This window comes from Bordetella saccharivorans (assembly GCF_045862855.1).
Taxonomy (GTDB): Bacteria; Pseudomonadota; Gammaproteobacteria; order Burkholderiales; family Burkholderiaceae_B; genus Bordetella_A; species Bordetella_A petrii_F.
Genome location: NZ_BAAFZO010000001.1, coordinates 3,521,893 through 3,547,042, shown reverse-complemented (window position 1 = coordinate 3,547,042; position 25,150 = coordinate 3,521,893). Strand labels below are relative to the sequence as shown.

Annotated in this window: 24 protein-coding genes; 8 read left to right on the top strand and 16 right to left on the bottom strand. The window is 69.6% G+C overall.

Annotated elements, in window-relative coordinates; translation table 11 throughout:
- Window positions 1-67 precede the first annotated feature (67 nt).
- A complete protein-coding gene (locus ACKTT0_RS16905) occupies window positions 68-985 on the top strand; it encodes a LysR family transcriptional regulator (protein ID WP_407850970.1) in 918 nt (305 codons plus the stop codon).
- Window positions 986-1,042: 57 nt separating this feature from the next.
- Window positions 1,043-1,858: an arylamine N-acetyltransferase family protein gene (locus ACKTT0_RS16900; protein ID WP_407850969.1), complete on the top strand. Its 816-nt coding sequence runs from the start codon at window positions 1,043-1,045 to the stop codon at window positions 1,856-1,858.
- Window positions 1,859-1,912: 54 nt separating this feature from the next.
- Here ACKTT0_RS16900 and ACKTT0_RS16895 read toward each other — a convergent pair whose 3' ends face one another.
- Window positions 1,913-3,013 (bottom strand): aldo/keto reductase, encoded by a 1,101-nt coding sequence (locus tag ACKTT0_RS16895; RefSeq protein WP_407850968.1) that lies wholly within the window; start codon window positions 3,011-3,013, stop codon window positions 1,913-1,915.
- Window positions 3,014-3,150: 137 nt separating this feature from the next.
- Here ACKTT0_RS16895 and ACKTT0_RS16890 point away from each other — a divergent pair, with 137 nt between their 5' ends.
- The 6 genes from ACKTT0_RS16890 to ACKTT0_RS16865 all read left to right on the top strand — a co-directional run bounded on the left by ACKTT0_RS16890 (window position 3,151) and on the right by ACKTT0_RS16865 (window position 10,674).
- Window positions 3,151-4,098, top strand: coding sequence for a LysR family transcriptional regulator (locus ACKTT0_RS16890; RefSeq protein ID WP_407850967.1), 948 nt, complete (start codon window positions 3,151-3,153; stop codon window positions 4,096-4,098).
- Between the two features lie 133 nt (window positions 4,099-4,231).
- A complete protein-coding gene (acnA, locus tag ACKTT0_RS16885) occupies window positions 4,232-6,931 on the top strand; it encodes an aconitate hydratase AcnA (RefSeq protein ID WP_407850966.1) in 2,700 nt (899 codons plus the stop codon).
- A gap of 98 nt (window positions 6,932-7,029) precedes the next feature.
- A complete protein-coding gene (locus ACKTT0_RS16880) occupies window positions 7,030-8,232 on the top strand; it encodes a DUF2863 family protein (RefSeq protein WP_407850965.1) in 1,203 nt (400 codons plus the stop codon).
- A gap of 12 nt (window positions 8,233-8,244) precedes the next feature.
- Window positions 8,245-9,363, top strand: a complete 1,119-nt coding sequence (gene earP, locus ACKTT0_RS16875; protein WP_407850964.1) for an elongation factor P maturation arginine rhamnosyltransferase EarP — start codon at window positions 8,245-8,247, stop codon at window positions 9,361-9,363.
- 150 nt (window positions 9,364-9,513) lie between these two features.
- The gene (gene efp, locus ACKTT0_RS16870) at window positions 9,514-10,071 is read left to right on the top strand and encodes an elongation factor P (RefSeq protein ID WP_028353573.1); all 558 of its coding nucleotides are present in this window, start codon (window positions 9,514-9,516) and stop codon (window positions 10,069-10,071) included.
- Window positions 10,072-10,209: 138 nt separating this feature from the next.
- A complete protein-coding gene (locus ACKTT0_RS16865; protein ID WP_407850963.1) occupies window positions 10,210-10,674 on the top strand; it encodes a DUF1178 family protein in 465 nt (154 codons plus the stop codon).
- A gap of 12 nt (window positions 10,675-10,686) precedes the next feature.
- Here ACKTT0_RS16865 and ACKTT0_RS16860 read toward each other — a convergent pair whose 3' ends face one another.
- The 15 genes from ACKTT0_RS16860 to ACKTT0_RS16790 form a co-directional block, all read right to left on the bottom strand.
- Complete coding sequence (locus ACKTT0_RS16860) at window positions 10,687-11,400, bottom strand: DUF2968 domain-containing protein (RefSeq protein ID WP_407850962.1); 714 nt, start codon at window positions 11,398-11,400, stop codon at window positions 10,687-10,689.
- 78 nt (window positions 11,401-11,478) lie between these two features.
- A complete protein-coding gene (locus tag ACKTT0_RS16855) occupies window positions 11,479-12,873 on the bottom strand; it encodes a sigma 54-interacting transcriptional regulator (protein WP_407850961.1) in 1,395 nt (464 codons plus the stop codon).
- 47 nt (window positions 12,874-12,920) lie between these two features.
- On the bottom strand, window positions 12,921-15,023 hold the full coding sequence (locus ACKTT0_RS16850; RefSeq protein WP_407850960.1) for a pilus assembly protein TadG-related protein: 2,103 nt from the start codon (window positions 15,021-15,023) through the stop codon (window positions 12,921-12,923).
- Window positions 15,024-15,036: 13 nt separating this feature from the next.
- Window positions 15,037-15,435: a DUF3613 domain-containing protein gene (locus ACKTT0_RS16845; RefSeq protein ID WP_407850959.1), complete on the bottom strand. Its 399-nt coding sequence runs from the start codon at window positions 15,433-15,435 to the stop codon at window positions 15,037-15,039.
- Between the two features lie 41 nt (window positions 15,436-15,476).
- A complete protein-coding gene (locus ACKTT0_RS16840; RefSeq protein ID WP_407850958.1) occupies window positions 15,477-16,316 on the bottom strand; it encodes a tetratricopeptide repeat protein in 840 nt (279 codons plus the stop codon).
- A complete protein-coding gene (locus ACKTT0_RS16835; protein WP_407850957.1) occupies window positions 16,316-17,314 on the bottom strand; it encodes a type II secretion system F family protein in 999 nt (332 codons plus the stop codon). Before ACKTT0_RS16835 ends, ACKTT0_RS16840 begins: the two co-directional genes overlap by 1 nt.
- Window positions 17,315-17,324: 10 nt before the next feature.
- Window positions 17,325-18,257 (bottom strand): type II secretion system F family protein, encoded by a 933-nt coding sequence (locus ACKTT0_RS16830; protein ID WP_407850956.1) that lies wholly within the window; start codon window positions 18,255-18,257, stop codon window positions 17,325-17,327.
- Window positions 18,257-19,612, bottom strand: coding sequence for a TadA family conjugal transfer-associated ATPase (locus tag ACKTT0_RS16825; protein ID WP_407850955.1), 1,356 nt, complete (start codon window positions 19,610-19,612; stop codon window positions 18,257-18,259). Before ACKTT0_RS16825 ends, ACKTT0_RS16830 begins: the two co-directional genes overlap by 1 nt.
- Window positions 19,613-19,675: 63 nt before the next feature.
- On the bottom strand, window positions 19,676-21,007 hold the full coding sequence (locus ACKTT0_RS16820; protein ID WP_407850954.1) for a pilus assembly protein CpaE: 1,332 nt from the start codon (window positions 21,005-21,007) through the stop codon (window positions 19,676-19,678).
- A complete protein-coding gene (locus ACKTT0_RS16815) occupies window positions 21,004-22,359 on the bottom strand; it encodes a type II and III secretion system protein family protein (protein ID WP_407850953.1) in 1,356 nt (451 codons plus the stop codon). The genes ACKTT0_RS16820 and ACKTT0_RS16815 overlap by 4 nt, the downstream gene beginning before the upstream one ends.
- Before the next feature lie 70 nt (window positions 22,360-22,429).
- The gene (gene cpaB / locus ACKTT0_RS16810) at window positions 22,430-23,389 is read right to left on the bottom strand and encodes a Flp pilus assembly protein CpaB (protein WP_407850952.1); all 960 of its coding nucleotides are present in this window, start codon (window positions 23,387-23,389) and stop codon (window positions 22,430-22,432) included.
- Window positions 23,386-23,889 carry a TadE/TadG family type IV pilus assembly protein gene (locus ACKTT0_RS16805; RefSeq protein WP_407850951.1) on the bottom strand — a complete coding sequence of 168 codons (504 nt, stop codon included), beginning with the start codon at window positions 23,887-23,889 and terminating at the stop codon, window positions 23,386-23,388. Before ACKTT0_RS16805 ends, cpaB begins: the two co-directional genes overlap by 4 nt.
- Window positions 23,886-24,314 carry a TadE/TadG family type IV pilus assembly protein gene (locus ACKTT0_RS16800; RefSeq protein WP_407850950.1) on the bottom strand — a complete coding sequence of 143 codons (429 nt, stop codon included), beginning with the start codon at window positions 24,312-24,314 and terminating at the stop codon, window positions 23,886-23,888. Before ACKTT0_RS16800 ends, ACKTT0_RS16805 begins: the two co-directional genes overlap by 4 nt.
- Window positions 24,311-24,820, bottom strand: coding sequence for a prepilin peptidase (locus ACKTT0_RS16795; RefSeq protein ID WP_407850949.1), 510 nt, complete (start codon window positions 24,818-24,820; stop codon window positions 24,311-24,313). The genes ACKTT0_RS16800 and ACKTT0_RS16795 overlap by 4 nt, the downstream gene beginning before the upstream one ends.
- A gap of 91 nt (window positions 24,821-24,911) precedes the next feature.
- Entirely contained in the window at window positions 24,912-25,097 is a 186-nt protein-coding gene (locus tag ACKTT0_RS16790) for a Flp family type IVb pilin (RefSeq protein WP_407850948.1), read from the bottom strand.
- Between the last annotated feature and the right edge of the window lie 53 nt (window positions 25,098-25,150).

Sequence of the window (25,150 nt, the reverse complement as noted above, 5' to 3'; positions counted from 1 at the left end):
GCCGATCTGCGACAATTCCCGCAGATGAGTAAACTCTGTTGTCTATCAGGCAACAATCCGGCGCGCCATGCCCCCTGCCCCGCCTTCCTTCGACCTGAACCTCATCCAGCTGTTCGTCACCATTGTCGATGCCGGCACGCTGAGCGAGGCCGCCGTCCGCCAAGGCGTGACGCGTTCGCACGTCAGCCGGGGGCTGCAAAAGCTCGAGCGCGCCTTCGGCGCCCAGTTGATCCGCCGCACCACCCGCCGCCTGGAGCTGACGCACGAGGGCACGCTGCTTTACGAGCACGGGGTGCGCATGACGCGCGAAGTGGAATCGGCACGCCATGCGCTGCACCGGCTCGGCTCGGAACCGGCCGGCCATGTGCGGCTCAGCATTCCCACCGGCCTGGGCGAACTGGACCTGCAACCGCTGCTGATCCGGTTTGCGAAGCAGCATCCCGGGCTCAATTTGCGCGTGCTGTTCTCGAACCGGGTCAGCGACCTGATTTCGTCCGAGATCGACGTGGCGCTGCGGGTGGTCGCCGATCCGCCGCAGGACTATGTCGCGCGCAAGGTGTGCGACGTCGCCTGGCGCTTGTGCGCAACGCCAGCCTACCTGCGCAAGGCCGGCACGCCGGCGCACCCGCGCGACCTGGCGCGCATGGACTTCCTCTGCCCGCCGGGCGACAAGCGCTATTTCAACCTGACCCTGATGCGCAAGGCGCAAGCCCATACGGTCAAGCTGGCGCCGCACCTGCAGTCGGAGTATTTCCCGTTTCTCGCCGCATCGGCGCGCGCCGGCGTGGGCGTGGCGCTGCTGCCCAATTATGTGGTGCGCGCGGACATCGCCGCCGGCAGACTGCGCATCGTGCTGCCGGACTATGAAGTCGCCGGCCCCGGCGACAAACTGTTCATCCTGACCACGCCCAGCCCGTATCCGTCTTCCGGCATGCGCGCGGTGATTGATTTCCTGCGCGCGGAACTGCGTTCCCTGGCCGGCTGACCACGGACAGCGGGCGGCGATACACTAGTCGCTCGCCTTTCGCTTCCGTGCGCCGCCATGGCTTTTCAGCCCGACCTGCCCGCCTACCTGTCCCGCATCGGCCAGCCGGATGTCTCCGGCGGCCCGTCGCTCGACACGCTGCAGCGGCTGGTGCTGCACCATGCGCAGGCGATCCCGTTCGAGAACCTGAATCCGTTCGCCGGCCTGCCGGTGAGCCTGGCGCTGCGTGACATCGAGCGCAAGCTGGTGCGCGACCAGCGCGGCGGCTATTGCTATGAGCACAATCTGCTGTTCGGCGCGATCCTGCGCGCGCTCGGCTATGCGGTCGACAATCTCTCGGCGCGGGTGCTGTGGAACCGGCCGGACGACGCCATTACCCCGCGTTCGCACATGCTGCTGGCGGTGCGGCTGGACGACGGGCCGCGTATCGTGGACGTGGGATTCGGCGGGCAGACGCCCACCGGCGTACTGCATTTGCTTGCCGGCCTCGCCCAGGACACGCCGCACGGGCAGTTCCGCCTGCTGCGCGATGACGCATCGTGGCGCCTGCAAAGCCGCGTGCAGGAACAGTGGCGCACGCTGTACCGCTTCGACCTGCAGCCCGCCTACCAGGTCGATTACGAAGTCAGCAACTACTATCTTTCCACCCATCCGGATTCGCATTTCGTGACCGGCCTGGTCGCGGCGCGCCCGGTCCCGGGCGGCCGCCTGGCGCTACAAGGCCGCGACTACGCCGAGCATCGGCTGGACGGCCCCGGCACCAGGCGCCGGCTGGCCACCACCGCCGACATCCGCGCGGTGCTGCGCGAGGCATTCGGCCTGTCGTTGCCGGACACTCCCGCGCTGGATCGAAGGCTGGACGCCCTGCCCTGAGCCGCCCTGCGGGCGGCTCCCGGTCTTGTGGCAGGAAGCCGGCGCATAGCGCGGCTAGGCTTCGGCCGACGCGCTGATGACGGTGGCCGGCGCATATCCCGCCGGACGCGAAGCCACCCGCACGCCACCGTGGATGCGCCGCTGCTGCACGTCGGCGAACATGTAATAGGGAAACGGCGCGGCTGGCGCGCTGGCGGCATCGAGCCGCCGCACGGCCTCATCGGGCAGCGCGAATTCGAGCGAGGCCAGCGACTCCTGCAATTGCGCCGGCTTGGTGGCGCCGAGGATGATGCTGGACACGCCTTTCCTGCCCGCCAACCAGTTCAGCGCGACCTGCGCCATCGGTTTGCCGAGCCCGGCCGCCACGCGTTCCAATTCAGCCACGATGGCAAAATTGCGCTCCGTGAAGCGATCGAAGCCCGGCGCCGGGTCGCCCGCCACGGTTTGCAGCCGCCCCTGGCCGAACCTGCCGTCCCCGCTCGGCCGGTACTTGCCGGACAACAGGCCCATCGCCAGCGGGCTCCACGGCACGATGCCCATGCCCTGTTCGACCGCCAGGTCGGCGAATTCCCGTTCGGCGTTGCGCTCGACCAGCGAGTATTCGAGCTGCAGCGCGGCCACCGGCTCGAAGCCCCGCCACTGCGCCAGCGTCTGCGCGCGCGACGCGTACCAGGCAGGCACGTCCGACAGGCCGACATAGCGGATCTTGCCGGCCCGCACGGCATCGTCCATGGCGCGCATGACCTCGTCGGCCGGCGTCAGGCGGTCCCAGGTGTGCAGGTAATACAGGTCGATGTAGTCGGTGCGCAGCCGCTTGAGCGAGCCTTCCAGCGCGCGCTGGAAATTCTTGCGCTGGTTGCCGCCGGCATTCGGGTTGCCCGGCTGGGCGTTGTATGAATACTTGGTGGCGATCACGAGCTGGTCGCGGCCGCCGCTCTCCTGCACGAACTGCCCCAGCCAGCTTTCGCTGGTGCCATTGGTGTACATGTCGGCCGTGTCGATGAAGTTGCCCCCCGCGGCGCGGTACAGGTCGAACAGCTGGCGCGCCACCGCCTGCTCGGCGCCCCAGCCCCATTCGTTGCCGAAGGTCATGGTGCCCAGCGACAGCGGGCTGACCCGCAGCCCGGAACGGCCCAGCGTGACATAGTGGTTCATGGTCATATTTCCCTGAGATCGAGTTGGCGGCGACGCGGAATGCGGCAGCCATGGCGGTACTCTAGGGGCCGGGACTGCTAAGAAAAATAGCGTCTGGGTTGATGCCTTGTGAAGCCATACTTCATAATTGACACGCCATGGAATTCCCCGCCCACCTGCTGCCTGCCGTGCACGCCTTCGCGCGCGTGGCGCACCACGGCAGCTTCACGCGCGCAGCGGCCGAACTGGGAGTGTCGGCCTCGGCCCTGTCGCAGACCCTGCGGGGACTGGAAGCGCGCCTGGGGGCGCGCCTGCTCAACCGCACTACCCGCCGGGTCGGACTGACCGAGGCCGGCCAACGCCTGCTGGAACGCGTGCGCCCGGCGCTCGGCGTCATCGGCGAGGCGCTCGAGGACGTGGACGCGGCCCGCGGCCACCCGGCCGGCACGTTGCGCATCAATAGCTCGCGGGTGGCTTGCGGCTTGCTCATCGCCCCGCACCTGGCCGAATTCCGGGCGCGCTATCCTGGCATCACGCTGGAGCTGGTGCTCGACGATGGCCTGGCCGACCTGGTGGCAGGTGGTTTCGACGCCGGCATCCGGCTGGGCGAGAACCTGGCGCGCGACATGGTGGCGGTGCGGATCAGCCGCAACCAGCGCATGGTCACGGCGGGCTCGCCCGCCTATTTCCGCCGGCATGGCGGGCCGCCGCCCGCAAGCCCGGCCGACCTGGCCGGCCACGACTGCATCGGCACCCGCTTCGAGAGCCGGGGCGCGCTGTACCGCTGGGAATACCTGCGGCCCGACGGCCAGTTGCTCGAAGTGGACGTCCCGCACCGGCTGGTCACCAACGATTTCGCGCTGATGGTGCGGGCGGGACTGGACGGGCTGGGCTTGATCCATGTCCTGGAAGATCCCATCCTTGCGCACCTGGCGAGCGGGGCGCTGGTGCCGGTGCTGCAAGACTGGACCGCGACCTTTCCGGGCTTCTACCTGTATTACCCGCACCGCACGCACATGGCGCTGAAACTGCGGGTTTTCGTCGATTTCCTGCGTGAACGATTGCCCGATACGGGCATGCCCCCATCCGGGGCAGGGGAACTTTGACCCACCGCCCAAGTCTTATATAAGATATAAGACATAAGGACCCAGGCAGCGATGTCTCACATACAATGACAAGCGCGCCAAAACGCCAGAAAATGGCAGCTTTACGCGGTCCCAAACCCACGGAGTCCCCATCATGCCGCACAACACGTTCAATACCCTCCAGAACTTCAAGATCGGCAGCAAGTCCTGTCAGTTCTATTCCCTGCCGGCCCTGGGCAAAGCCCTGGGGGTGGACGTGCAGCGTCTGCCGGTCTCGATCCGCATCGTGCTCGAGTCGGTGTTGCGCAACTGCGACGGCCAGAAGGTCACCGAAGAACACATCAAGCAACTGGCCAACTGGCAGGCCAACGCCAAGCGCGAAGACGAGATTCCCTTCGTGGTGGCGCGCGTGGTGCTGCAGGACTTCACCGGCGTGCCGCTGCTGGCCGATATCGCGGCCATGCGCTCGGTGGCCGACAAGATGGGCAAGGACCCCAAGCGCATCGAACCCCTGGTGCCGGTCGACCTGGTGGTCGACCACTCGGTCATGATCGACTACTTCGGCACCAAGAACGCCCTGGACCTGAACATGAAGCTGGAGTTCAAGCGCAACCAGGAACGCTACCAGTTCATGAAATGGGGCATGCAGGCCTTCGACACCTTCGGCGTGGTGCCGCCGGGCTTCGGCATCGTGCACCAGGTCAACCTGGAATACCTGGCGCGCGGCGTGCACCAGAAGAACAACGTCTACTACCCCGATTCGCTGGTGGGCACCGACAGCCACACCACCATGATCAACGGCATCGGCGTGGTGGGCTGGGGCGTGGGCGGCATCGAGGCCGAGGCCGGCATGCTGGGCCAGCCGGTGTATTTCCTGACCCCCGACGTGGTGGGCGTCGAGCTGAAGGGCCAGCTGCGCGGCGGCGTCACCGCCACCGACCTGGTGCTGACCATCACCGAAATGCTGCGCCGTGAAAAGGTAGTGGGCAAGTTCGTCGAATTCTGCGGCGAAGGCACCGCCAGCCTGTCGGTGGCCGAACGCGCCACCATCGGCAACATGGCGCCCGAATACGGCGCCACCATGGGCTTCTTCCCGGTCGACGGCCGCACCATCGAATACTTCAAGGGCACCGGCCGCACGCCGGAAGAAATCGCCGCCTTCGAGGCCTATTTCAAGGCCCAGAAGATGTTCGGCGTGCCCAAGGCCAAGGACATCAACTACACCAAGCTGCTGACGCTGGACCTGTCCACCGTGGCGCCGTCGCTGGCCGGCCCCAAGCGCCCCCAGGACCGCATCGAGATCGGCAACGTCAAGCGCACCTTCATCGACCTGTTCTCCAAGCCGGTGGCCGAGAACGGCTTCAACCAGCCGGCCGACAAGCTGGGCCAGGCCTTCACCACCAGCGCCGGCACCAAGATCAAGAACGGCGACATCCTGATCGCCGCCATCACGTCCTGCACCAACACGTCGAACCCCAGCGTGCTGCTGGCGGCCGGCCTGCTGGCCAAGAAGGCGGTGGAAGCCGGGCTGACGGTGCCCAAGCACATCAAGACCTCGCTCGCCCCCGGATCGCGCGTGGTCACCGAATACCTGACCAAGACCGGCCTGCTGCCCTACCTGGAAAAGCTCGGCTTCGACGTCGCCGCGTACGGCTGCACCACCTGCATCGGCAACGCGGGCGACCTGGCCCCCGACCTGAACGAAGCCATCCTGGGCAATGACCTGGTCTGCGCGGCGGTCCTGTCCGGCAACCGCAACTTCGAGGCCCGCATCCACCCGAACATCAAGGCCAACTTCCTGGCCTCGCCGCCGCTGGTGGTGGCGTACGCGCTGGCCGGCACCATCACGCGCGACCTGATGACCGAGCCGGTGGGCCGCGGCAAGAAGGGCGACGTGTGGCTGGGCGATATCTGGCCCACCACCGAGGAAGTGCAGGCCCTGATCAAGCACGCGCTCGATCCCGAGGCCTTCCAGGCCAACTACGGCCAGGTCAAGTCGAACCCGGGCAAGCTCTGGGAGAACATCAAGGGGGTCACGGGCGACACCTACAACTGGCCTGAATCCACCTACATCGCCGAGCCGCCCTTCTTCGAAGGCTTCGGCATGACGCCGGGCGCGATGCCGGTCATCCGCGGCGCGCGCGCGCTGGGCATTTTCGGCGATTCGGTCACCACCGACCACATCTCGCCGGCCGGCTCCATCAAGGAAACCTCGCCGGCCGGCAAATGGCTGAAAGAGCACGGCGTCATGAAGGCCGACTTCAACAGCTACGGGTCGCGCCGCGGCAACCATGAAATCATGATGCGCGGCACCTTCGCCAACGTGCGCATCAAGAACCTGATGATCCCGGCGCTGCCCGACGGCAGCCGCTTCGAGGGCGGCGAAACCCTGTTCCAGCCCGGCGGCGAGCAGATGTCCATCTATGACGCGGCCATGAAGTACGTGGCGCAGGACACGCCCACCGTGGTGTTCGGCGGCGAGGAATACGGCACCGGCTCGTCGCGCGACTGGGCGGCCAAGGGCACCCAGCTGCTGGGCGTGAAGGCGGTCGTGGCGCGCAGCTTCGAACGCATCCACCGCAGCAACCTGGTGGGCATGGGCGTGCTGCCCCTGCAATTCAAGGGCGGCGACAGCGTCGAGTCGCTGGGCATCACGGGCCGCGAAACCTACGACATTTCCGGCCTGGAAAACGGCATCAAGCCCATGCAGGACGTGACGCTGACCATCCACCGCGAAGACGGCTCCCGGCAGGACGTGACGGTGCTGCTGCGCATCGACACGCCGATCGAAGTCGAGTACTACCAGCATGGCGGCATCCTGCCGTTTGTGCTGCGTCAACTGCTGGCCGCCTGACGCGGCCGCCGGCCCGCCCCCCGACGGGGCGGGCCCGGGCCGGCCGGCGTTAAACTAGCGGGTTCCGCCCCTACTCTTTTGGACACCCGCAACAACACATGGCCCGAGCCCGCAGCCCCTCCTCTCCCCGCCTGAGCCGCGACGCGTCGCGCCTGGTGGCGCTTGCCCAGTCGCTGAACCGCTCCGGCAGCCGGGTCGAAGACCTGTACTGGGAATCCTTGCTCGGCGAGGCCATTCCGAAACTGCTGCGCGGCGGCCAGGACGGCCCGCTGGAAGCGGCGCTGGACCACCTGGCGCAGCGCGACCCGGGCGCCTATGAGGTACTGATCGAACAAGCCGAGACCCTGTCCGAATCGATGCAGATCGACAAGAACGGCCAGCGCCACGACGTGCTGCTGGTGGTCGCGCCGGTGGTGGCCTGGACGCGCTACACCATCCCGACCGGCGCCATCCCGGCGGCGGCGCAACAGGCGCTGCTGGCCCAGTTGCACGGCCACATCCTGGCCGAGGGCGCGCGCGTCGCATTGATGCCCTGGCTGGTCAGCATCGACCAGATGCCGCGCACGTTCTCGGAAACCTGGCAATGGCTGCAGCGGCTGGGCAGCCAGGCGCTGGGCGCCGAAACCGTCAAGCCGACGCTGAACGACGAGGCCGAGACGGCCAACATGCTGGCCGATACCCGCTACGTGGTGGCGGCCGTGGCCGTGCCGCAGGGCGCGCCGCTGTTCCGCTGGCAGGAGCAGCCCGGCGAATCCGGCCACAGCCGCGAAACCTGCCTGGCGCAGTGGGTCGAGCAGGCCCAGCCGACGCTGGCCGGCCTGCTGCCCGGCTGCGGCATCGAATGCCTGCTGCCCGATGCCTACTATGTCAGCAACCGCGAGGCCGATCGCCGCGTGCGGCCGCTGTCGCTGCGCGCCGCCGTCAACTGGCTGGAAGGCGCGGTCAACCTGGCGCCGTCCGAGCTGCGCGCCGTGGTCGCCGGCTGCGGCGACGTGCGCATCGACGAATACCGCATCGGATTCACCGCCCGCAACAGCAACGACGTCTACTACGGCTGCGTCTGGCCGCTGTATGGCCGCGAGGAAGACCAGCCCGCCGACGAAGACATGCCCGACACCGTCGACGAGATCGCCGCGCTGCTCAAGGAATACGGCGTGCATGACGTGCGCCGCATTCCCGGCGTGCTGCCGCCCGAATACTGCGAGGACTGCGGCGCGCCGCACTTCCCCAATCCGCTGGGCGAACTGGTGCACGCCGAACTGCCCGAGGACGCCGACACGGCCCCGGCCAAGTTCCACTGAGGCGGTCCAACCATGCGGGCCGACATTTTCTGCCGCGTGGTCGACAACTACGGCGACATCGGCGTCTGCTGGCGCCTGGCGCGACGGCTGGCGCACGGGCGGGGCTGGCGGGTGCGCCTATGGGTCGACGACCTGCGGGCCTTCGCCCGCATCCAGCCCGGCATCCGGGACGACGCCGCGCGGCAGGCGCACGGCGGTATCGACATCATCCACTGGACCGCCGCGCCGCAGCCCGACCTGGCGCCGGGCGACGTGGTCATCGAAGCGTTCGCCTGCGATCCGCCGGCCGATTTCATCCAGGCCATGCGCACCGCGCAGCCGGTCTGGATCAACCTCGAATACCTCAGCGCCGAACCCTGGGTGGAAAGCTGCCACGGCTTGCCGTCGCAGCGGCCCGACGGCCTGGTCAAGCACTTTTTCTTCCCCGGTTTCACGGCCGCCACCGGGGGGCTGCTGCGCGAACCCGGCCTGAGCGCCGAGCGCGACGCGCTGCAGGCATCGCGCGGCGCCCAGCGCGACTTCCTGCGCGGCCTGGGGCTGGCGCCTGCGGCGCTGGCCCATTGGCAGGCTGGCGCCCGGCTGGCCACGCTGTTCTGCTACCCGCACGCGCCGGCGCCGGCGCTGTGCGCGGCGCTGGCGCGCGACGAACGCCCCACCCTGCTATTGGCGCCGGAAGGGGTGGCGGCCGGCCTGGAGCAGGACCTGCCAGCCGGCAACCGCCTGTGGATGGCGCGCGTGCCCTTCGTGCCGCAACCCGAGTTCGACCGGCTGCTGTGGTGCGCCGACCTGAACTTCGTGCGCGGCGAGGACTCCTTCGTGCGGGCCGCCTGGGCGGCCCGGCCGCTGGTCTGGCAGATCTATCCGCAGGACGAGAACGTGCACCTGGACAAGCTCGACGCCTGGCTGGCGCGCTATCCGGCGCCGCCGCAGGCCGAGGCGCTGATCCGCGCCTGGAATGCGCCGGCCGGGGCCGCCGCCGCCACGGCGGCGGCCCTGCCGGCGGCGCTCCAGGCGTCGGCCTGGGTGGCCTGGCAGGATGCCGCCCGCGCCTGGGACGCGGCGCAGGCCGCCCGCCCCGATTTAGGGGACACCTTGGCCGATTTTTCCGCAGAATTATCCAAGAAACGCTAGAATAGAGAGTTTTCCGAGTTCCTTTGCCCGCGCATGTTGCGGCGAGCCAGGCCTCGACTTTGACAGCCTCCCGGGGCACGCGGGCCCGCCATGCCGGCACCTGCGCGCAAGCACGGCGAGCGCGCTATATCACCCGGAGTTTTTTAATCGATGAAAACCGCTCAGGAATTGCGAGTCGGCAACGTGGTCATGGTCGGCAAGGATCCCCTCGTCGTCCAGAAGGCCGAATACAACAAGTCGGGCCGCAACGCGGCCGTCGTCAAGCTGAAATTCAAGAACCTGCTCACCGCCTCGGGCAGCGAATCGGTCTACAAGGCCGACGAGAAGTTCGACGTCGTGGTGCTGGACCGCAAGGAATGCACCTATTCGTACTTCGCCGATCCCATGTACGTCTTCATGGATGAAGAGTACAACCAGTACGAGATCGAAGCCGAGAGCATGGGCGACGCCCTGAACTACCTCGAAGAAGCCATGCCAGTCGAAGTGGTGTTCTACGAAGGCCGCGCCATCTCGGTCGAGCTGCCCACCATCCTGGTGCGCGAGATCACCTACACCGAGCCCGCCGTGCGCGGCGACACCTCGGGCAAGGTGCTCAAGCCGGCCAAGATCAACACCGGCTTCGAACTGAACGTGCCGCTGTTCTGCGAAATCGGCGACAAGATCGAAATCGACACGCGCACCAACGAATACCGCAGCCGCGTGAACTGAGCGTCGGCGGCGGGCACGCCGCTATCGGCACTACCGTGACGGCGCCGCAAGGCGCCGTTATTGCTGCGGCGCCACACCTGGCCGGCCGCCGGCCGGAAAAAGCTTGTTTTCCCAGGCTGGCGCCTCCATATTTCCATCATGGCACTCAAAGTATTCGACCTGCAATGCGACCAGGACCACCTTTTCGAAGGCTGGTTCGGTTCGCACGAAGACTATGACGCGCAGCAGGCGCGCGGGCTGGTCACGTGCCCGGTCTGCGCGTCGGCCAAGGTGACCAAGCGGCTGTCGGCGCCGCACCTGAACGTGGCCCACCTGCATGCGCCGGCCACGCCCGCCGACGGCGGCAAGCCCGCCGCGGGCGGCGACCCGGCCGCCATGGCCCGCATGCAGGCGGTCGTGCTGCGCCAGATCCGCGAAATGATCCGCAAGACCGAGAACGTCGGCCCGCGCTTCGCCGAGGAAGCCCGCCGCATCCATGCCGGCGACGCCGACGACCGCCCCATCCGGGGCACCGCCACGCCCGAAGAACGCGCCTCGCTCAGCGAAGAAGGCATCGACGTCATGGCGCTGCCCGACTTCCTCGACGACGACCGGCTGCAATAGCGCCGGCCGGCGTCATTTGGCGGCGCCCTTGCGGGGCGCCGCGCCGTCGCCGCGCTCGAGCGCGGCCTGCTGTGCCTGCAGCGCGTCGATCTGGCGCTGCATCGATTGCAGTTCGGCGCGCATCTGCTGCTGTTGCTGGGCCAGGGCCGCGGCCTGCTGGCGCGCCTGTTCCTGGCGGGCGGCCACTTGTTGTTCCTGCTGGCGCCGCAGCGACTGGTCGGCCTGCAGGGTGGCCAGCTCATTGCTGCGGTCGGCCAGCAGGCGCTCGGAATGCGCGTATTCGGCCTGCAGCTTGATCCGCTTGATGTCGACCTCCGCCAGCTCGGCCGATTGTTCGGCGAAAGCGCGGTAGGTCGCCTCGGCCTGCTTGTCCGACTTGGTCTGCACCACGCGCCAGAAATCCTTCTGCTGGAACAAAGCGGCGTAATACGTGAGGTCGTCGGGCTTGAACAGCAGGCTGGCGCCGTACGTGCCGTTGTAGGTGGTGCGCAGTTCCGACACTTGGCGATTCTGGATCAGGGCCTGCAATTCGGCGATCGTGGAGTTGGGCTTGGCCGCCGGCGCCGGGGGCGTCACCGGCGCATCGCCGGCCTGCCGGCTTTCGACCTGCTGCACGGGCGGCCGGGCGGCTTCGGACTGCTGAGCGCTGGCGCAGGCCGCCAGGCCGGATAGCGCCGCGCCCAGCACCGCCAGGCGCACGGCGCGATGAAGATGATGGACTCTCATGCCTTCCCCAAGTGATTGTTTCGAAACTATACCAATTAATTAAATTTTCGAACGGCCAGCGTGATGGCGCGCCGGCCGCTAGAGCGGTTCCGCCAGTCCCTCGGCCGGCTCGCCCTGGCTGCTGCCCAGCCGCAGCTTGCGCATCTTTTCCCACAACACTTTGCGGCTGATGCCCAGGTAGTGCGCCGTGTCCTGGCGCCGCCAGCCGTGCGCCTCGAGCGCCGCCAGGATGCGGTTGCGCTCGGTCCGCTCGGCATCGGACCAGGCGTCAGCCGCATCCGCCGCCGGCGCGGCGGCGAGCGCCGGGCCGGCGCCCAGCCGGTCGAATACCTGCTCGATGCGCGGCCGGTCCCATTCCTGGAACTGGCGGCGCACGATCGCCACGCGCTCGACCACGTTGGCCAGTTCACGCACGTTGCCGGGATAGACGGTGCAGGCCACCCGCTCGAGCAGCCAGCCGGGCGGCGGATCGTCCGCGTCCAGGCCGTGCCGCTCCAGCAGCGCGCGGAAGATGGCGATTTTTTCCTCGGAGCCACGTTCCTGCAGGCTGGGGATGTACAACTCGATGACCGCCAGCCGGTAGTAGAGATCGGAGCGGAATTCATCCTGCGCGCACAGCGCGCGCAAGTCTTTGTTGGTGGCCGCCACCAGGCGGAAATCGACCGGCACCTCGACCGTCGAGCCGAGCCGGGTCACGGCGTTCTGCTCGAGCACGCGCAGCAGCTTGACCTGCTGGTACAGCGGCAGGTCGCCGATCTCGTCGAGGAACAGCGTGCCGCCGTCGGCCTGCTCGAAGTAGCCCTTGTGCGCGCCGACCGCGCCGGTGAAAGCGCCCTTGGCATGGCCGAAGAAATGCGCCTCGAACAGCCCCTCGGGGATGGCGCCGCAATTGACCGCTATAAACGGCCCGTCGGCCCAGGCGGCGCACTCGTGCAGCAGGCGCGCCACGCGCTCCTTGCCCACGCCGGTCTGGCCGTGGATAAGCACATTGCTGCGGCAATCGGCGAACATGCGGGCTTCGGCCAGCAAGGCGCGCATGGGCTCCGATACGGCCACGAACGGCTGCTCGCGGCGGGCCGCCCGGCGGTCCGCGCCGTCCAGCGAACCCAGCAGTTCGACCAGTTGCCGGCGCAGCTCGGCCGCGGTGAAGGCCGGCGGCAGGATGTACGAATACGCCGGCGGATAAAAGCGTGGATCGGCGCCGCGCGGCTCGGCCGCCACCCAGACCACCGGCATGCCCTGCGCCGCCAGCCAGTCGTAGCCGCTGAAGCGCTTGTCGCCCATGACGGACACCGACACCAGGGCGATCGCCGCGCGCGCCATGTCGCGCGGCGGCGGGAAGGCGGTAGCGGCGTCGGCGCGCACCACGGTGACGTCCATGCCCGCCAGGCAGCGCTCGGCGCGCGCAGCGATGTCGGAAGCGCCCTCCCAGACATAGAGGTCGAAGTCGTCGCGGATAGGCTTGCTACGCATGGCCCGCGCCGCCCGCTGGCGGCCACCAGGAATTCTGCATGTTCATGTCAATACACCAGCCGCGGCTTGCCACAATCCACGGACAACAGGGATACGTCGGTCTCGCCCAGGTTCAGGCCGAGCAGGTTGAGCAATTGCTGCAGCAGCATCGACAGCGGCGACAGCAGCGGCTCGAGCAGCGCCACGACGATGCTGGCCAGGCTGCTGAGGGCATTGCCGCCGCTCAGGGCCAGGTCGGCCACCGTGTTGATGCGGCATTCCTTGATGCTGCCGAACAAGCCGCCCACGCCGCAGGCGATATCCAGCACCGGCGACAACAGCGAGCCCAGCACATTGCCGACCACCTGCAGCGTGCCGCCCAGCACGCCGGTCAGGCCGCCCTGGCGCATGCGCTGGCCCAGCCGGTCCATGGCGGCGCCGGACCATTGCAACTCATTGACCACTTCCGTGATCGAGCGGCCGTGCTGCGACGGCCCCACCAGTTGCGCGGCCAGCTCCTTGCGCTGCGCCGCGGTCAACACAGCGCCGTTGGTGAGCAGGTCGCCCAGGATGCCGCCGATCACGGCATCTGCGACATCCGCGGTCAATGCCGCCAGGTTCAGGTCGGTGGCCTGGACCGTCTTGCTGGCCTCGTCCGAAGGCGGCTCGGTCAGCGTCACCGACAGCGGGTCGCCGGCGCGAAAGACGGGCAAGGTCACCCGACTGGTGACCGGCAGGATGCCCAGCACGTTCAATACCTGGTGGCGCCCCACGTCGACGAACCCGCTTTCCACACAGGCGTTGGCGCGCGAAAAAAACGACTCGGCATTGGCCGGATCCATGGCCGGGAAGCCGCCCAGGCAGACATTGGCCACCGACGAGCGCACCTCGAAGCGGGCCTGCCGCGGCGTCAGGGGCGCCTCGCACAGCGCGGCCAGGGTCGCGTCAGCCTGCCCGGCCTCGATGATCAGCGGCAGGTCCACGCGGGTGCCCAGGGTGCTCAGCAGTGGTCCCACCACGGGAATGTCGTCGGTCCTCAGGCGCAGGTAGACGCGCACGCCCGCGGTGCTGGCGCGCGTGCCGACCCCGCCCACCGCGATCGAGGGCGGCTCTACCACGCGCACCCGGCTCTGCACGCCCAGCAGCGGCACATCCAACCCCAGGTTGATCAGGTTGTCGCCGTTGGCGATCACCAGGCTGGTCTGCAGCAGGTCCATGACCTTGACGTCGGCCAGCAGGGCCGACTGCGCGTCGGTGGCCAGCGCGGCGTCGAGCACGCCGCCGTCGCCGAACAGCTTGATGGGAATGTCCAGCGGCGCCACGTCCAGCAGTACCTGGATGACGTCGGACAGCAGGCCGATCTGCGCCTGCGCCGTGCCGTGGGTACGCTGCACCAGCGCCAGCGTGGCGTTGAGCAGGTCGCCCAGCGACACCGCATCCAGGGCGGCCAGTTGCTCCGGCGTGCCGATACCCGACAGCAAGGTCAGCGGCAGGCCCAGTTGCTGCAGCAGGCCCGACGGCGTGATGTCCAGGTTGACGAGGCCGGCCGAATCCAGCACGGCGAGCTGGCCTGGCGTCGCGCCCAGCGAGGCCAGCAGCTTGGCGAGCAAGCCGTCCGAGGCCAGCCGCAGCAAGCGCGATTCGACGCTGAAGGCGGCGGTCGGGGCAGTGGTGGCGGCGACCGCCACGACACTGGCGCGCGTACCGCCGGCCCAGCCGCTGATCACGCTGGGGATCAGCGCGCTGAGCGTTTTGTCGATGCGCACCCGCACGGCGTTGGCGCGGCCGCCGGCGGCGGGATCGAACAAATGCATGCCCGTCGCGTCGGCGCGGGTCGGATCCCAGAATTTGCAGTCGACGATGATGTCGGCCGCCGCGACGGCGTCGACGAAACCCGGCACATTGGCAATGGCGCTGGCCTGCGCGGCCGCGTGCACGGGCGAGCCCGCCGCGCAGTCCGTCGGGCTGCCGCCGGGCGCCAGCACTTGCACGGCCGACAGCGCGGCCAGGTCGGCGGCCTTCTGCAGTTCGCGCTTCATGTAGAACAGATAGCCGACCTGCGCCGACAGCAGCACCGCCATGCCGATCAGCACGGCAAACACCGCCATGACAGTGATGGAGCCGCGCTGGCCTGGCAGCGGACGCGGCGACACACGGGGTAGCCGGTTCATGAGTGACGCCGCCCTATTGCCCTTCGATCTTGACCTTCTCGCTGAACCATTCCGGAATGGGTTGGCGGAAGCTCTCCAGGTAGCGATGCCAGGATGCGGTGGCAACCGGCCCCAGGATCGGCAAGGCAGCGCCGGCGCGGCGCCCGTCGGCCTGGGCCGCCAGCAGCGCGCGCGTAACGTCGCCGACCGCAGTGTGGCGGGCGGCCTGCTGCGGGGCGGCGGGCGCGGCCGGCATGGGCGTCTGCACTTGCCGCACTACCGGCCGGTCCGGCATCGGCTGCGCGGCGGCCGCAGGCGTCGCGGCCGCCGGCTGCGGGGCCGGCGCTCCGGTCAGCGGCGCGTTCGTCTGGGCGCACGCCGCCCAGGGCAGCGCCACGGACAGGACCAGGAAACGCGGGAAATGTCGGAGCATGGTTGCCTCTTCGAGTAGTCGGAGTTTGAGGGACGCGGCCGTCATTGGGACAGCGGCGGGTTGAGCATGCGGTCCATGGTCGGCTGCAACATCGGCATCACCACATCGCGGCCGCTGGACACCTGCGCGACCGGCCGCACCACGCCGCTGCGCGGCGCATCGTCGCGCCGGGCGCTTATCTGGCTGGCCAACTCGAACACCTGGCTGCGGGCCTCCGGTCCCAGCTTGGCGCGCTCCATCAATTGCTGCGCCTGCGCGGCCTTGCCTTCGACCAGCAGCAGCAATGCCAGGTTGGCCAGCGCCCTGGCATTGCCCGGGTCCAGCTCGGCGGCCTGGCCCAGCGGCACGCGCGCGCCCGCGCTGTCGCCGGCGCGCAGACGCGCGTAGCCGAGATCGCCGAGCATCTGGGGATCGGTGGGCGCGAGCCGGACCGCGCGCTCCAGGTCCCGGGCGGCCTGCTCATAGTCGCCGCGGGCGCCTGCCAACAGGCCCAGGCCGTGCCAGCCGAGCGCGGCCTGGCTGCCGCCCAGCAGCTTGCGGTAGGCGGCCTCGCTCTGCGCCTCCTGGCCGGTGCGGCGCAGCGCGTCGGCCTGCAGCGCGGCCAATTCATCGTTGGCGCCGAAGCGTTGCCGGTAGGCGTCGATGTAGGCCAGCGCGGCGAAGTAGCGCCCCTGCGCCTGCGTGGCGCGGATCATGGCCAGCGTCAGGCCGGGCTCGGAGGGCTGAGCGCCGGCCTGGGCCTGGTCTTCCGCCTGCCGCATGAGCGCCTGCTCTTGTTGCTGCTGCTGCATCAGGGCCCAGGCCGTCTGCGCGCCGCCGCCCTGGCAGCCCGCCAGCGCCGCGGCGCAGGGCAACAGCGCCAGCCGCCATTGAAGTTTCATCACATTCCTCCCGCGATGCGCGACAGGCCGCGCATGACCGACAGGACACCCATGCCGCCGGTCACGATCAGCAAGGCCGGCAACAGGGTCATGATCATGACCCCGGTCATCTTCACGGTGAGCCGGCCGATTTTCTCGCGCAGCTCGAAGCGGCGCCGATCGCGCACGCGCTGCGCGAAGCGGTTCAGCGGTTCCTGCACCGCGCCGCCATGGCGGTCCACCTGCACGATCAACCGGCACACTGCCGCCAGGTCGTCCTCGTCGAAATCCTGCGACAGCCGCGCCAGCGACTGTTCGCGCGTGCGGCCGCGCGAGTAGATGGTCGTGGCCACGGCCAGTTCATGCCCCAGCACCGGCAGCACCGGCGAGAAATCGTTGACGATGACATGCAGGCTCTGGTCCACCGACAGACCCACCCCTTGCAGCAGCCGCAACAGGTCAATCAGCAGCGGCAGCTCGTTGGCGGCCTGTTTCTTGCGCGCGGCGACGCGGCGCGCAAGCAGCGCCTTGGGAAGCAGATAGCCCGCGGCGAAGCCGATGAACACGGTCGACAGCGTGGCGACCATGGAACCCGGCCCCAGCCAGGCGCTGCGCAGCAGCAGCGCGGCCAGGGGCAGGCCCGCCGCCAGCGCGAAGCGCAGCGCGACATAGCGCGCCCGCGCGCGGCCGACATCGCGGTACCCGGCCAGCTCGAGCAACTTGCTGTCTTCGGCGGGCAATAGCGCTTCGGCGAAGCGGCCCTGGCCCAGGCGCCGGCCGAGTGCATCGGCTCCCTGCGCCAGCGCGCCCATGCGGCCGGCGGCTCCGGACGGCGCGGGACCGTCCGGCCCGGCGGCGCCGGCGCGCGCGGCCAACGCCTGGTCCACCACCCGCAGGGTCCGCGACTGCCCACGCAGCCGCAACACCATCCCCAGGCCGGCGACCAGCAGCGCCAGCGCGATCAGCAGCACGCCGGCGGCGAGCAGCGCGGAGGGGTTGGCGGCGTTCAGGATGTTCATGGCGCCGCCCTCATATCGACTTGGTCATGCGGTACAACCAGTACGAGCCGAGCAGCTGCAGGGCCAGGCCGGCCATCAGCAGCTTGAAGCCCAGCGGGTCGTCCCACATGGTCATGAACATGGCGTTATTGGTCAGCATGATGTAGCAGGCAATGCCCAGCGGCAGCAGCGCCAGAACCCAGGCCGACAGGCGGATCTCGGCCGAGGATGCCGCCAGTTCGCAGCGCGCCTGCGCCACGTCGCGCATGAACTCGGCCATGCGCTCGAGCACCACGTCGCTGCGCCCGCCGAACCGCTGGGCGACCCGCACCACCGCCGCCAGCAGGCGCAGCTCTTCAAAGTCGTACTGGCGCGCCACTTGCGCCAGCGCGGCGTCCAGTTCCTGGCTCGAGCGGCTCAGGTGCGCGGCCCGCTCGACCACTTCGCGCAGCGGCTCGCCCGTGTTGGCGGCGGCCGCCTGGAACGCCGCTGCCATGCTGTTGCCGATGGTGATCAGCCGCACCATGTTGTCCAACATCTCGGGCAATTGATCGAACATGCGCGCACGGCGGCGGTCGGCGCGCAGCCAGATGAAGAAATACATCGCCACCAGCAACATGACGCCGGCCGCGCCCGCCGACACCATGCCGCCCAGCAGCGCGGCCAGCGCCACGCCCAGCGCCTGTATGCCGGCCGCGCCGGCATACAGGCCGGCCGTCTGCCGGATGCCGGCGCAGCGCAGCAGCGTGTCCCAGCGCGCCACGCCGCTGCTGAACGTCGCGCGGCGCGCGCCGCGCGGATCGTGGGCGGCCGGCGCGGCGCCAGCCTGGCCCTGCGCGAGCTGGCGCTCCAGGAACACCGAGCTGGCCTGGCGCCGCGCGCCGCGGCCGGCCTGGCGCCACAACAGCGCCGCGCCCAGCACCATAGCCAGGGCCAGCAGCGCGGTCATCCATGCGGCCGCCATCAGCGCCTCCGCCCCCAGAAGCCGCCGCCGGACGGCTCGTCCTGGGCGGCCGCGCTGGCACGCAGCTCGTCGCGCAGCTTGGCCAGTTTCGGCGTATGCGGGTGCACGCCCAGCCACTGCCAGTTGTCCTTCTCCTCGCCGTCCGGCGCCACGAACAGTTCGTGCCGGTAGAGTTCCTGGGTCGCGATGACGTTGTCGCCCATGCCGGTGACCTCGGTGAGCGACAGCACGCGCCGCTTGCCGTTGGGCAGCCGGCCGATCTGCACGATGAAGTCGAGGGCGCTGGCAATCTGCCGGCGCAGGCTGTCTTCGCTGCCCTGGAAACCGGCAAAGCCGGCCAGCATCTCGATGCGGTACAGGCATTCGCGCGGCGAATTGGCGTGGATGGTGGCCATGGAGCCTTCGTGGCCGGTGTTCATGGCCTGCAGCATGTCCATCACTTCGGCGCCCCGCACTTCGCCCACCACGACACGGTCGGGCCGCATGCGCAGGCTGTTGCGGATCAGGTCGCGGATAGTGACCAGGCCGTTGCCGTCGAAACCGCCCTGGCGCGACTCCAGCCGCACCACGTGGGGATGGTTCAGCGACAGTTCGGCCGTATCCTCCACGGTGACCACCCGCTCGCCGCCCGGAATGAAAAACGCGAGCGCATTGAGCAGCGAGGTCTTGCCCGAGCTGGTGCCGCCCGACACCAGGATGTTGCAACGGTTGGCGACCGCCGCGCTGAGCAGGCGGTAGATTTCTTCATTGAACGTGCCCAGCGTCAGCAAGTCGGCCGGCTTGAGCGGATCTTTGCGGAACTTGCGGATCGACACCATCGGCCCGTCCACCGCCAGCGGCTCGATCACCACGTTCAGCCGCCCGCCGTCGGGCAGGCGGGCATCCACCATCGGGCTGGACTCGTCCAGCCGCCGCCCGATCGGCGCCAGGATGCGCCGCACGATGCGCAGCACGTGCTGGTTGTCCGAGAACCCCAGCGTCTCGCGCGACAGCACGCCGCCGCGCGAGACAAACACGTTGTCGTGGCCGTTGATCAGGATGTCCTCGACGGCCGGGTCGGCCAGCAGGTCTTCCAGCGGCCCGAGGCCGGCCAGTTCCTTGGTGAGCGCCGCGGCGATGTGCCGCATCTCGCCCTCGTTGATGGCCACGCGCCGGGTGCGCGCGAAGCTGGCGACTTCGATATCGACAAAGTCCTGGATCGCCTCGCGGGCCCAGCGGCCGAATTCGGCGCCCAGCTCCTCGATGCGCGAGAGCAGGTGCTCATACGCCGCCGTCTTGATTTCCTGGTAGCGCGCGGAGCCGACAAAGCTGTTGTCGCCATCCGGGCCGAATTGGATCGTCGCTGTCATGATCATGTCGGGTCCTGTTTCACTCAGCCCGCCGGCGCGCGGCCGGCGCGAGCGCGCCGCGGGCGCCGGTCAGCTGCTGACCAGCATGCGCCGGTGCACGCCGGGCAGCCAGGTCGCCAGCCAGCTGCCGCGTCCCGCGGCTTGCTGCGTGTCGTTGCACAGTTTGTCCATCAGGCCCTGCACGCCCCGCACATAGACGTCGCGCTCGGCATCCTGGTGCAGCAGGCGGCCCTGGTTGGTGCACACCATCAGCGCCAGCGTGCGGTCCGGCAGCGTGCCGACCAGCTCCAGCCGGAAGCGCTCGGCGATCTGCTGGGCGGTCATGCCGTAGCGTTCGTCGTAGCGGTTCACCACCAGCCCGATGCCGGCCCGGTCGACGTGGCGCCGCTCCAGGTCCTGCAGCACGCCGGACAGCGCCACCAGGGAGCTCACGCTCTGGTCGGTGACAACCCAGATGGTGTGCGATGAGCGCGCCAGCCCGGCGACGAAGTCCATGTTGGAAAAGCCGCCCGTGTCGGTCACCAGCAGGCCGAAGTGCTGGCGCAGGCGCTCGAAGACCAGCAGCGAATCGGACGGCGATATGTTGTTCATCTGCGCCAGGTCGCGCGGCAGGGCCATGACGCCCAGCCCTTCGCGCGTCCGCGCCATGGCCGAGCCCAGCAAGGTCGCGTCGAGGCGCTGCAGGTTGCGCGTCGCCTCGGCGAAATCGAAATCGCCCGCCACGTTGACATAAAGCTGCGCATCGCCGATCGGCCAGCCGAGGTCCAGCAAGGCTACGCGCGCGGCCAGAGGCAGCGCGGCGCCCGGTTCCGCCGGCTTGCCGGACGCCGCGCCGGGCGACGCGCCATGGACCTGCGCGTAGCGCTCCTGCGCAATGCCCGACAAGTGGGCGGCCAGCGTACTGGTGCCGACGCCGGCGCGCGCGCCGATCAGCAGCACATCGCGGCGCGAACCGGCCTCGCCCGCGCCGAACGCCGGCACGTCGAGCAGCCGCTGCACCACCTCCCGCACCTCGTGCGGCGCGACCGACGGATCGACGAAATCCGTCACGCCGGCGCGCAGCGCGGCAATGGCTCCTTCGGGCTGGCCCAGCAGCCCGACCGCGACGCGCGGGATGTCCGGGGCGACGCGCGCCAGCGTGCGCGCCAGGTCGGCCGAATGCAGCAGCTTGCCCGGCTCGTTGCTGCTGAGCGTGAAATCCAGAAAGATCACTTTGGGCTCGATGTCGGCCAGCCGCCGCGCCAGGTGCTCGAGCGAGGGGGATTCCTGCGTCAGCACGCCGATGGGGCCCAGGGCCTGGCTCAGCTGCGCGGCGATGGCATCGCCCCTGGAGCAGAAGAGAAACCGGACACCGCTCTGAAGCCCGGCAAGTTCTGTGGAATACGCCTTCATGATGTTCACCGTGAAAAACCGGGCAATTGCTGGCCGCCGGCCGGCCCCATCAGGTAATAACCCCAGGCATTGGCCAGGCCGTCGGCCTGCTCCTGGCGCTCGCCGGGCAGCGGCAGGGACACCCCGCGCGCGATGGGACGCACCAGGCGCGGCGTGACCACGATGACCAGTTCGCGCTCTTCCTGCGAGTATTCGATGCCGCGGAAGAAACTGCCGATGATCGGCAGTTCGCCCAGGAACGGCACCTTGTTGACCGACGCCTTGGTCTGGCGGGACACCAGGCCGCTGATGACGAAACTCTCGCCGTCACCCAGTTCGACCATGGTGTCGGCGCGGCGCGTGCGCAGCGCGGGAATCAGCGTGGTGTTCTCGCCGTTGACGATGGGAATGCCGTTGACATAGTCGAGCTCGCTGGCTTCCGGCGCGACCTTCAGCGCAATGCGCTCGCGCGAGAGGACCGTGGGCGTGACAGTCAGGCCGATGCCGAACGGCTTGAACACCACATTCTGGGTGCCCAGCCCGCCGGACTCCGGCACGGGGATTTCCCCGCCCGCCAGGAAGCTGGCGCTCTGGCCGCTCAGCGCCACCAGCGTGGGTTCGGCCAGCACGCGCGCCATGCCGTTGCTCTGCAGCAGGCGCAGGGTCGCGCCGAAGTCGTCCGAATCGAACAGCAGGCTGAAACCTTCGCCCAGCAACCCGCGGCCGGCGATCGCCCCTGGCACGTTGAACCCATCCGGCGCCGTGCGCGTGCCGAAGCCCCAGCCGCCGGCGCTGCCCGCCATCGACAGGCCCACCTGCTTCATCACCGAACGCGACAGCTCGACGACCTTGACCTCCACCTGCACCACGCCGCCCGTGCCGGCGGTCGCCACATCGACCAGCTGCTGCTCGCCCACGGCGGCCGCCGCGGCGGCCACGGCGCTCTGGTGCGCCAGCGCCGACTGCGACTGCCCCGACACCACCGCATGCGCCCCGGCCACGCCGACTTGCGCCTCGCCGGCCAGGCCGCGCCGCGCCAGTTCGGCCTGCACCGCGCCGGCCACGCGCACCGTCCACGCCATGGGGGTACGGCTGCCGCGCGCCCATACCTGGACCTCGGTGGTGCCGGCCTGCTTGCCGATCAGCATCACGGCGGCCGGCCGGCCAGCCGCCGCGGGCAGGATCTTCACGTCGGCCACCGCGGGATCGGCCACGGCGATGCGCGTCGGCGCGCCGGGCAGCGGCAACAAATGCTGGCCCTTGACCGGCAGGCTGATGTCCCGCGCGGCCGCCGGCGCGGCGGCGCGGTCCTGGCCAGCCGCCGGCGCGCCGTGGCAGACACCGGCCAGCGCCAGTGCAAAACAAATCAGGGAGGCGCGCATTCTGGAGTTCATCCGAATCGACATTGAAGGAAAAGGAAAATGGGCGGTAGCCTGAGTTTGGATGGCCGGATCAATAGCGCACGTGCTGCGCGCTGTCGCCGCGCAGGATCTCGATGCTGCGCCCGCCCGCGCTCGCCGCGCGCGCCGCGGCGCGCTTGACGGGTTCCGGGGCCGGGCCGTCGAGCTGCGCCAGGCTGTCGCCCGCATAGGCGCGGTTCGGCCCCGTCTGGAGCGCCTCGAGCTGCGCGGCGCTCAACCCGCCGCGCGCCGTCATCACGGGTTGGCGCGGCAGGAACAGGTCGCGGTCCGGCAGACTGTCATCGTCCGGCGCGCGCAAGGCCAGTTGCAGATGGCCCGAGCGACTGGCCAACAGCAGCTCGTTGACGCGCTCCACCGGCACTGCCAGCAGGGCCGAACGGGCCGGCTGCGAGACGCCGCCGCGCTGCACGGCCGGCTTGTCCGAGGCGACCGGGGGGCCGTCGATCGACTGCATGCCGTACGCCAGCACACGCACGCGCGACTGCAACAGGCGGACCTGGGTGCCCTGCACTTCCTGGTTCTTCTCGAGCGCGAAGAACACGTCGACCATGTCGCCCGGCATGACGCGGTTGCCGGCGCCGACGATCTCGTCGACTGGCACCGCCACGGCGCGCTCGCCGGCCTGCAGCTGGCGCGCCAGGCCCTGCGCCAGCGACTGCCCGGTGACGGGTTCCCCGGCCGCGATATCCAACCGCGCCACCTCGCCCAGCAGGTCCTCGGGCCTGGCATAGCCCTGGCTGAGCGAGACCGGCCATTGCTCGACCTTCAGCATGGCCGGCTCCAGGCGCGTGCCGGCCGCGATCGCGGTCGCCGCCAGCACGACCGGGTATTGCGGCGCGGCGGGCGCGGGCCGGGGCGGCGCGGCAGGCTCGTCCGCCGAAACGGCGGCGGCCACAGGCGCGGGCCGCGTGGCGAGGTGGTAGGCGAGAAATGCCAACATCACGCCTGCCGCCAGCAGCACAGCGGCGAGAATCTTGCTGACGCCGGTCATAGCGGCTCCTGTGTGATTTGAATGACGGCGCGGGCGGTCAGCGCGACGGGCACCAGCCCGCTCGCCGCCCCGCCGGTCGCCAGATCGAGCAGGCCCTGGAAGGACCGCAGCAGCGGCCACTGCGCCATGTCGTAGCGCAACACCACGTCGACGCAGCCCACCGCCGCGCCGCCCGCGCCCGCCCAGGCGCACGGCGCCGGCCCTGCCGCGCGGTTGCAGTCCACCTGCGTGGCCGGGCCGAAGACACCCAGCGCCGCGTCGCAGGCGGCGTCCTGTACGTCGGCGCGGCCCGCGTAGCGCGCCAGCATGCCGGCGCGCGCGCCCTCGCCGGCTGCCGCCGACAGTTGCTGCTGGGTCCAGAACAAGGCCCCGTAGCCGATCACGGCCAGCAACAACAACAGCGTCAGGGTCACCACCAGCGCGAATTCGACGGCGGCCACGCCGCGCTGGCGACCGCGCGTCGCGGCGATCGGCACGATGCGCCGGACAGGCGTGCTCATGCGGGGCCTCCCGTCGCGTGCAACTGCCCCAGCCGCACGATGGCGCGGGCGCTCAGGAGGTCCGGCACCATGGCCGCGCCGATCCACGGCAGCGCGGGGACCAGGGGGTGGCTTGCATAGGCATAGGAAACACGCACTTCGAGTTGGTCCGCCTCCAGCACGGTGCCGCCGCACGCCCCGCCGCCAGCGGCGCTCAATGCGCCGGCGCTGCCGCACACGGCGACCTGCAGGGGCGCTGCCGACATGGCGGCGATCCAGCCGGCGCGCTCCAGCGCGACGTCGCGCGCCGCATTGGCGCGGGCCAGCATGTGCGCCTCGCCCGACTGCCACTGCAGCGCCTTGCGCGCGCCATCCTGCGCGGCCAGGTCGAGCGACTGCTGGGCGGTGAACACCAGGCCATAGGTGATGATCGCGTACAGGATCATGAAAAACACCAGAAACACCAGGCCGAACTCAAGGGAATAAACACCGCGCTGAGCGCGCCCAGGGCCAAGTAGGCCGCGTAGGGCACCTGGCGCAGCCGGGCCGGCGGCGTCCAGCGGCGCGCCGCGGCCAGATACAGCAGCGCATGCGCGCCGGCGGCCAGGCTGGCGAGCGCCAGCACCAGCACCAGGCGCGCCGGCCCCATCGCCAGCCCCAGGACGGCGATCGCCTTGACGTCGCCCGCCCCCATCCAGCGACGCTGCCAGAGCAGGAAGAACGGCGCAGCCACCAGGAAGCCGGCCGCGGCGGCCGGCCAGCCCGGCCACAGCGGCGGATAGCGCCAGCCGGCGACGCACGCGGCGGCGCCCGCCCACAGGAGCACGCCGCAAAGCCCGCCCACGACGAGCCTGTTGGACACCTTGCGGTAACGCAGGTCGCCATGGGCCAGCGCCAGGTTCCAGGACGTGAATAGCAGCCACCACAACGCTACCCCTGCGGACAGTTCCATGCTTCACACGCATCCCGCGCAGCGGTGATCGGCCGGGCCGTTTCCCGGGCCGCCCGACGCCGCCGCCACAACTTCGTCCACGTCGCGATCATCACGTCGGCTTGGTGGCGGCGTCGTCCAGCTTGGTGCCGATACCTTCGAAGAAGGCCTTGAGATCGTCCCCCAGCGCCCATATCGCCGCACCCACGGCCACGACCAGCACCGCCGCGACGATCGCGTATTCCAGGGCCGTCACGCCCTCTTCATCGTTCCAGAACCGCATCAATTGCTCTTTCATTTCGCTCTCCAGGCCTACCGACTACCCGGCCGGCGCCACCCCATGCGGCGCCG

Excerpts from the sequence above, each read along its gene's own strand:
- ACKTT0_RS16905 (WP_407850970.1), top strand. The coding sequence starts at position 68 with ATGCCCCCTGCCCCGCCTTCCTTCGACCTGAACCTCATCCAGCTGTTC.
- ACKTT0_RS16900 (WP_407850969.1), top strand. The coding sequence starts at position 1,043 with ATGGCTTTTCAGCCCGACCTGCCCGCCTACCTGTCCCGCATCGGCCAG.
- ACKTT0_RS16895 (WP_407850968.1), bottom strand. The coding sequence starts at position 3,013 with ATGAACCACTATGTCACGCTGGGCCGTTCCGGGCTGCGGGTCAGCCCG.
- ACKTT0_RS16890 (WP_407850967.1), top strand. The coding sequence starts at position 3,151 with ATGGAATTCCCCGCCCACCTGCTGCCTGCCGTGCACGCCTTCGCGCGC.
- acnA (WP_407850966.1), top strand. The coding sequence starts at position 4,232 with ATGCCGCACAACACGTTCAATACCCTCCAGAACTTCAAGATCGGCAGC.
- ACKTT0_RS16880 (WP_407850965.1), top strand. The coding sequence starts at position 7,030 with ATGGCCCGAGCCCGCAGCCCCTCCTCTCCCCGCCTGAGCCGCGACGCG.
- earP (WP_407850964.1), top strand. The coding sequence starts at position 8,245 with ATGCGGGCCGACATTTTCTGCCGCGTGGTCGACAACTACGGCGACATC.
- efp (WP_028353573.1), top strand. The coding sequence starts at position 9,514 with ATGAAAACCGCTCAGGAATTGCGAGTCGGCAACGTGGTCATGGTCGGC.
- ACKTT0_RS16865 (WP_407850963.1), top strand. The coding sequence starts at position 10,210 with ATGGCACTCAAAGTATTCGACCTGCAATGCGACCAGGACCACCTTTTC.
- ACKTT0_RS16860 (WP_407850962.1), bottom strand. The coding sequence starts at position 11,400 with ATGAGAGTCCATCATCTTCATCGCGCCGTGCGCCTGGCGGTGCTGGGC.
- ACKTT0_RS16855 (WP_407850961.1), bottom strand. The coding sequence starts at position 12,873 with ATGCGTAGCAAGCCTATCCGCGACGACTTCGACCTCTATGTCTGGGAG.
- ACKTT0_RS16850 (WP_407850960.1), bottom strand. The coding sequence starts at position 15,023 with ATGAACCGGCTACCCCGTGTGTCGCCGCGTCCGCTGCCAGGCCAGCGC.
- ACKTT0_RS16845 (WP_407850959.1), bottom strand. The coding sequence starts at position 15,435 with ATGCTCCGACATTTCCCGCGTTTCCTGGTCCTGTCCGTGGCGCTGCCC.
- ACKTT0_RS16840 (WP_407850958.1), bottom strand. The coding sequence starts at position 16,316 with ATGAAACTTCAATGGCGGCTGGCGCTGTTGCCCTGCGCCGCGGCGCTG.
- ACKTT0_RS16835 (WP_407850957.1), bottom strand. The coding sequence starts at position 17,314 with ATGAACATCCTGAACGCCGCCAACCCCTCCGCGCTGCTCGCCGCCGGC.
- ACKTT0_RS16830 (WP_407850956.1), bottom strand. The coding sequence starts at position 18,257 with ATGGCGGCCGCATGGATGACCGCGCTGCTGGCCCTGGCTATGGTGCTG.
- ACKTT0_RS16825 (WP_407850955.1), bottom strand. The coding sequence starts at position 19,612 with ATGATCATGACAGCGACGATCCAATTCGGCCCGGATGGCGACAACAGC.
- ACKTT0_RS16815 (WP_407850953.1), bottom strand. The coding sequence starts at position 22,359 with ATGCGCGCCTCCCTGATTTGTTTTGCACTGGCGCTGGCCGGTGTCTGC.
- cpaB (WP_407850952.1), bottom strand. The coding sequence starts at position 23,389 with ATGACCGGCGTCAGCAAGATTCTCGCCGCTGTGCTGCTGGCGGCAGGC.
- ACKTT0_RS16805 (WP_407850951.1), bottom strand. The coding sequence starts at position 23,889 with ATGAGCACGCCTGTCCGGCGCATCGTGCCGATCGCCGCGACGCGCGGT.
- ACKTT0_RS16800 (WP_407850950.1), bottom strand. The coding sequence starts at position 24,314 with ATGATCCTGTACGCGATCATCACCTATGGCCTGGTGTTCACCGCCCAG.
- ACKTT0_RS16795 (WP_407850949.1), bottom strand. The coding sequence starts at position 24,820 with ATGGAACTGTCCGCAGGGGTAGCGTTGTGGTGGCTGCTATTCACGTCC.
- ACKTT0_RS16790 (WP_407850948.1), bottom strand. The coding sequence starts at position 25,097 with ATGAAAGAGCAATTGATGCGGTTCTGGAACGATGAAGAGGGCGTGACG.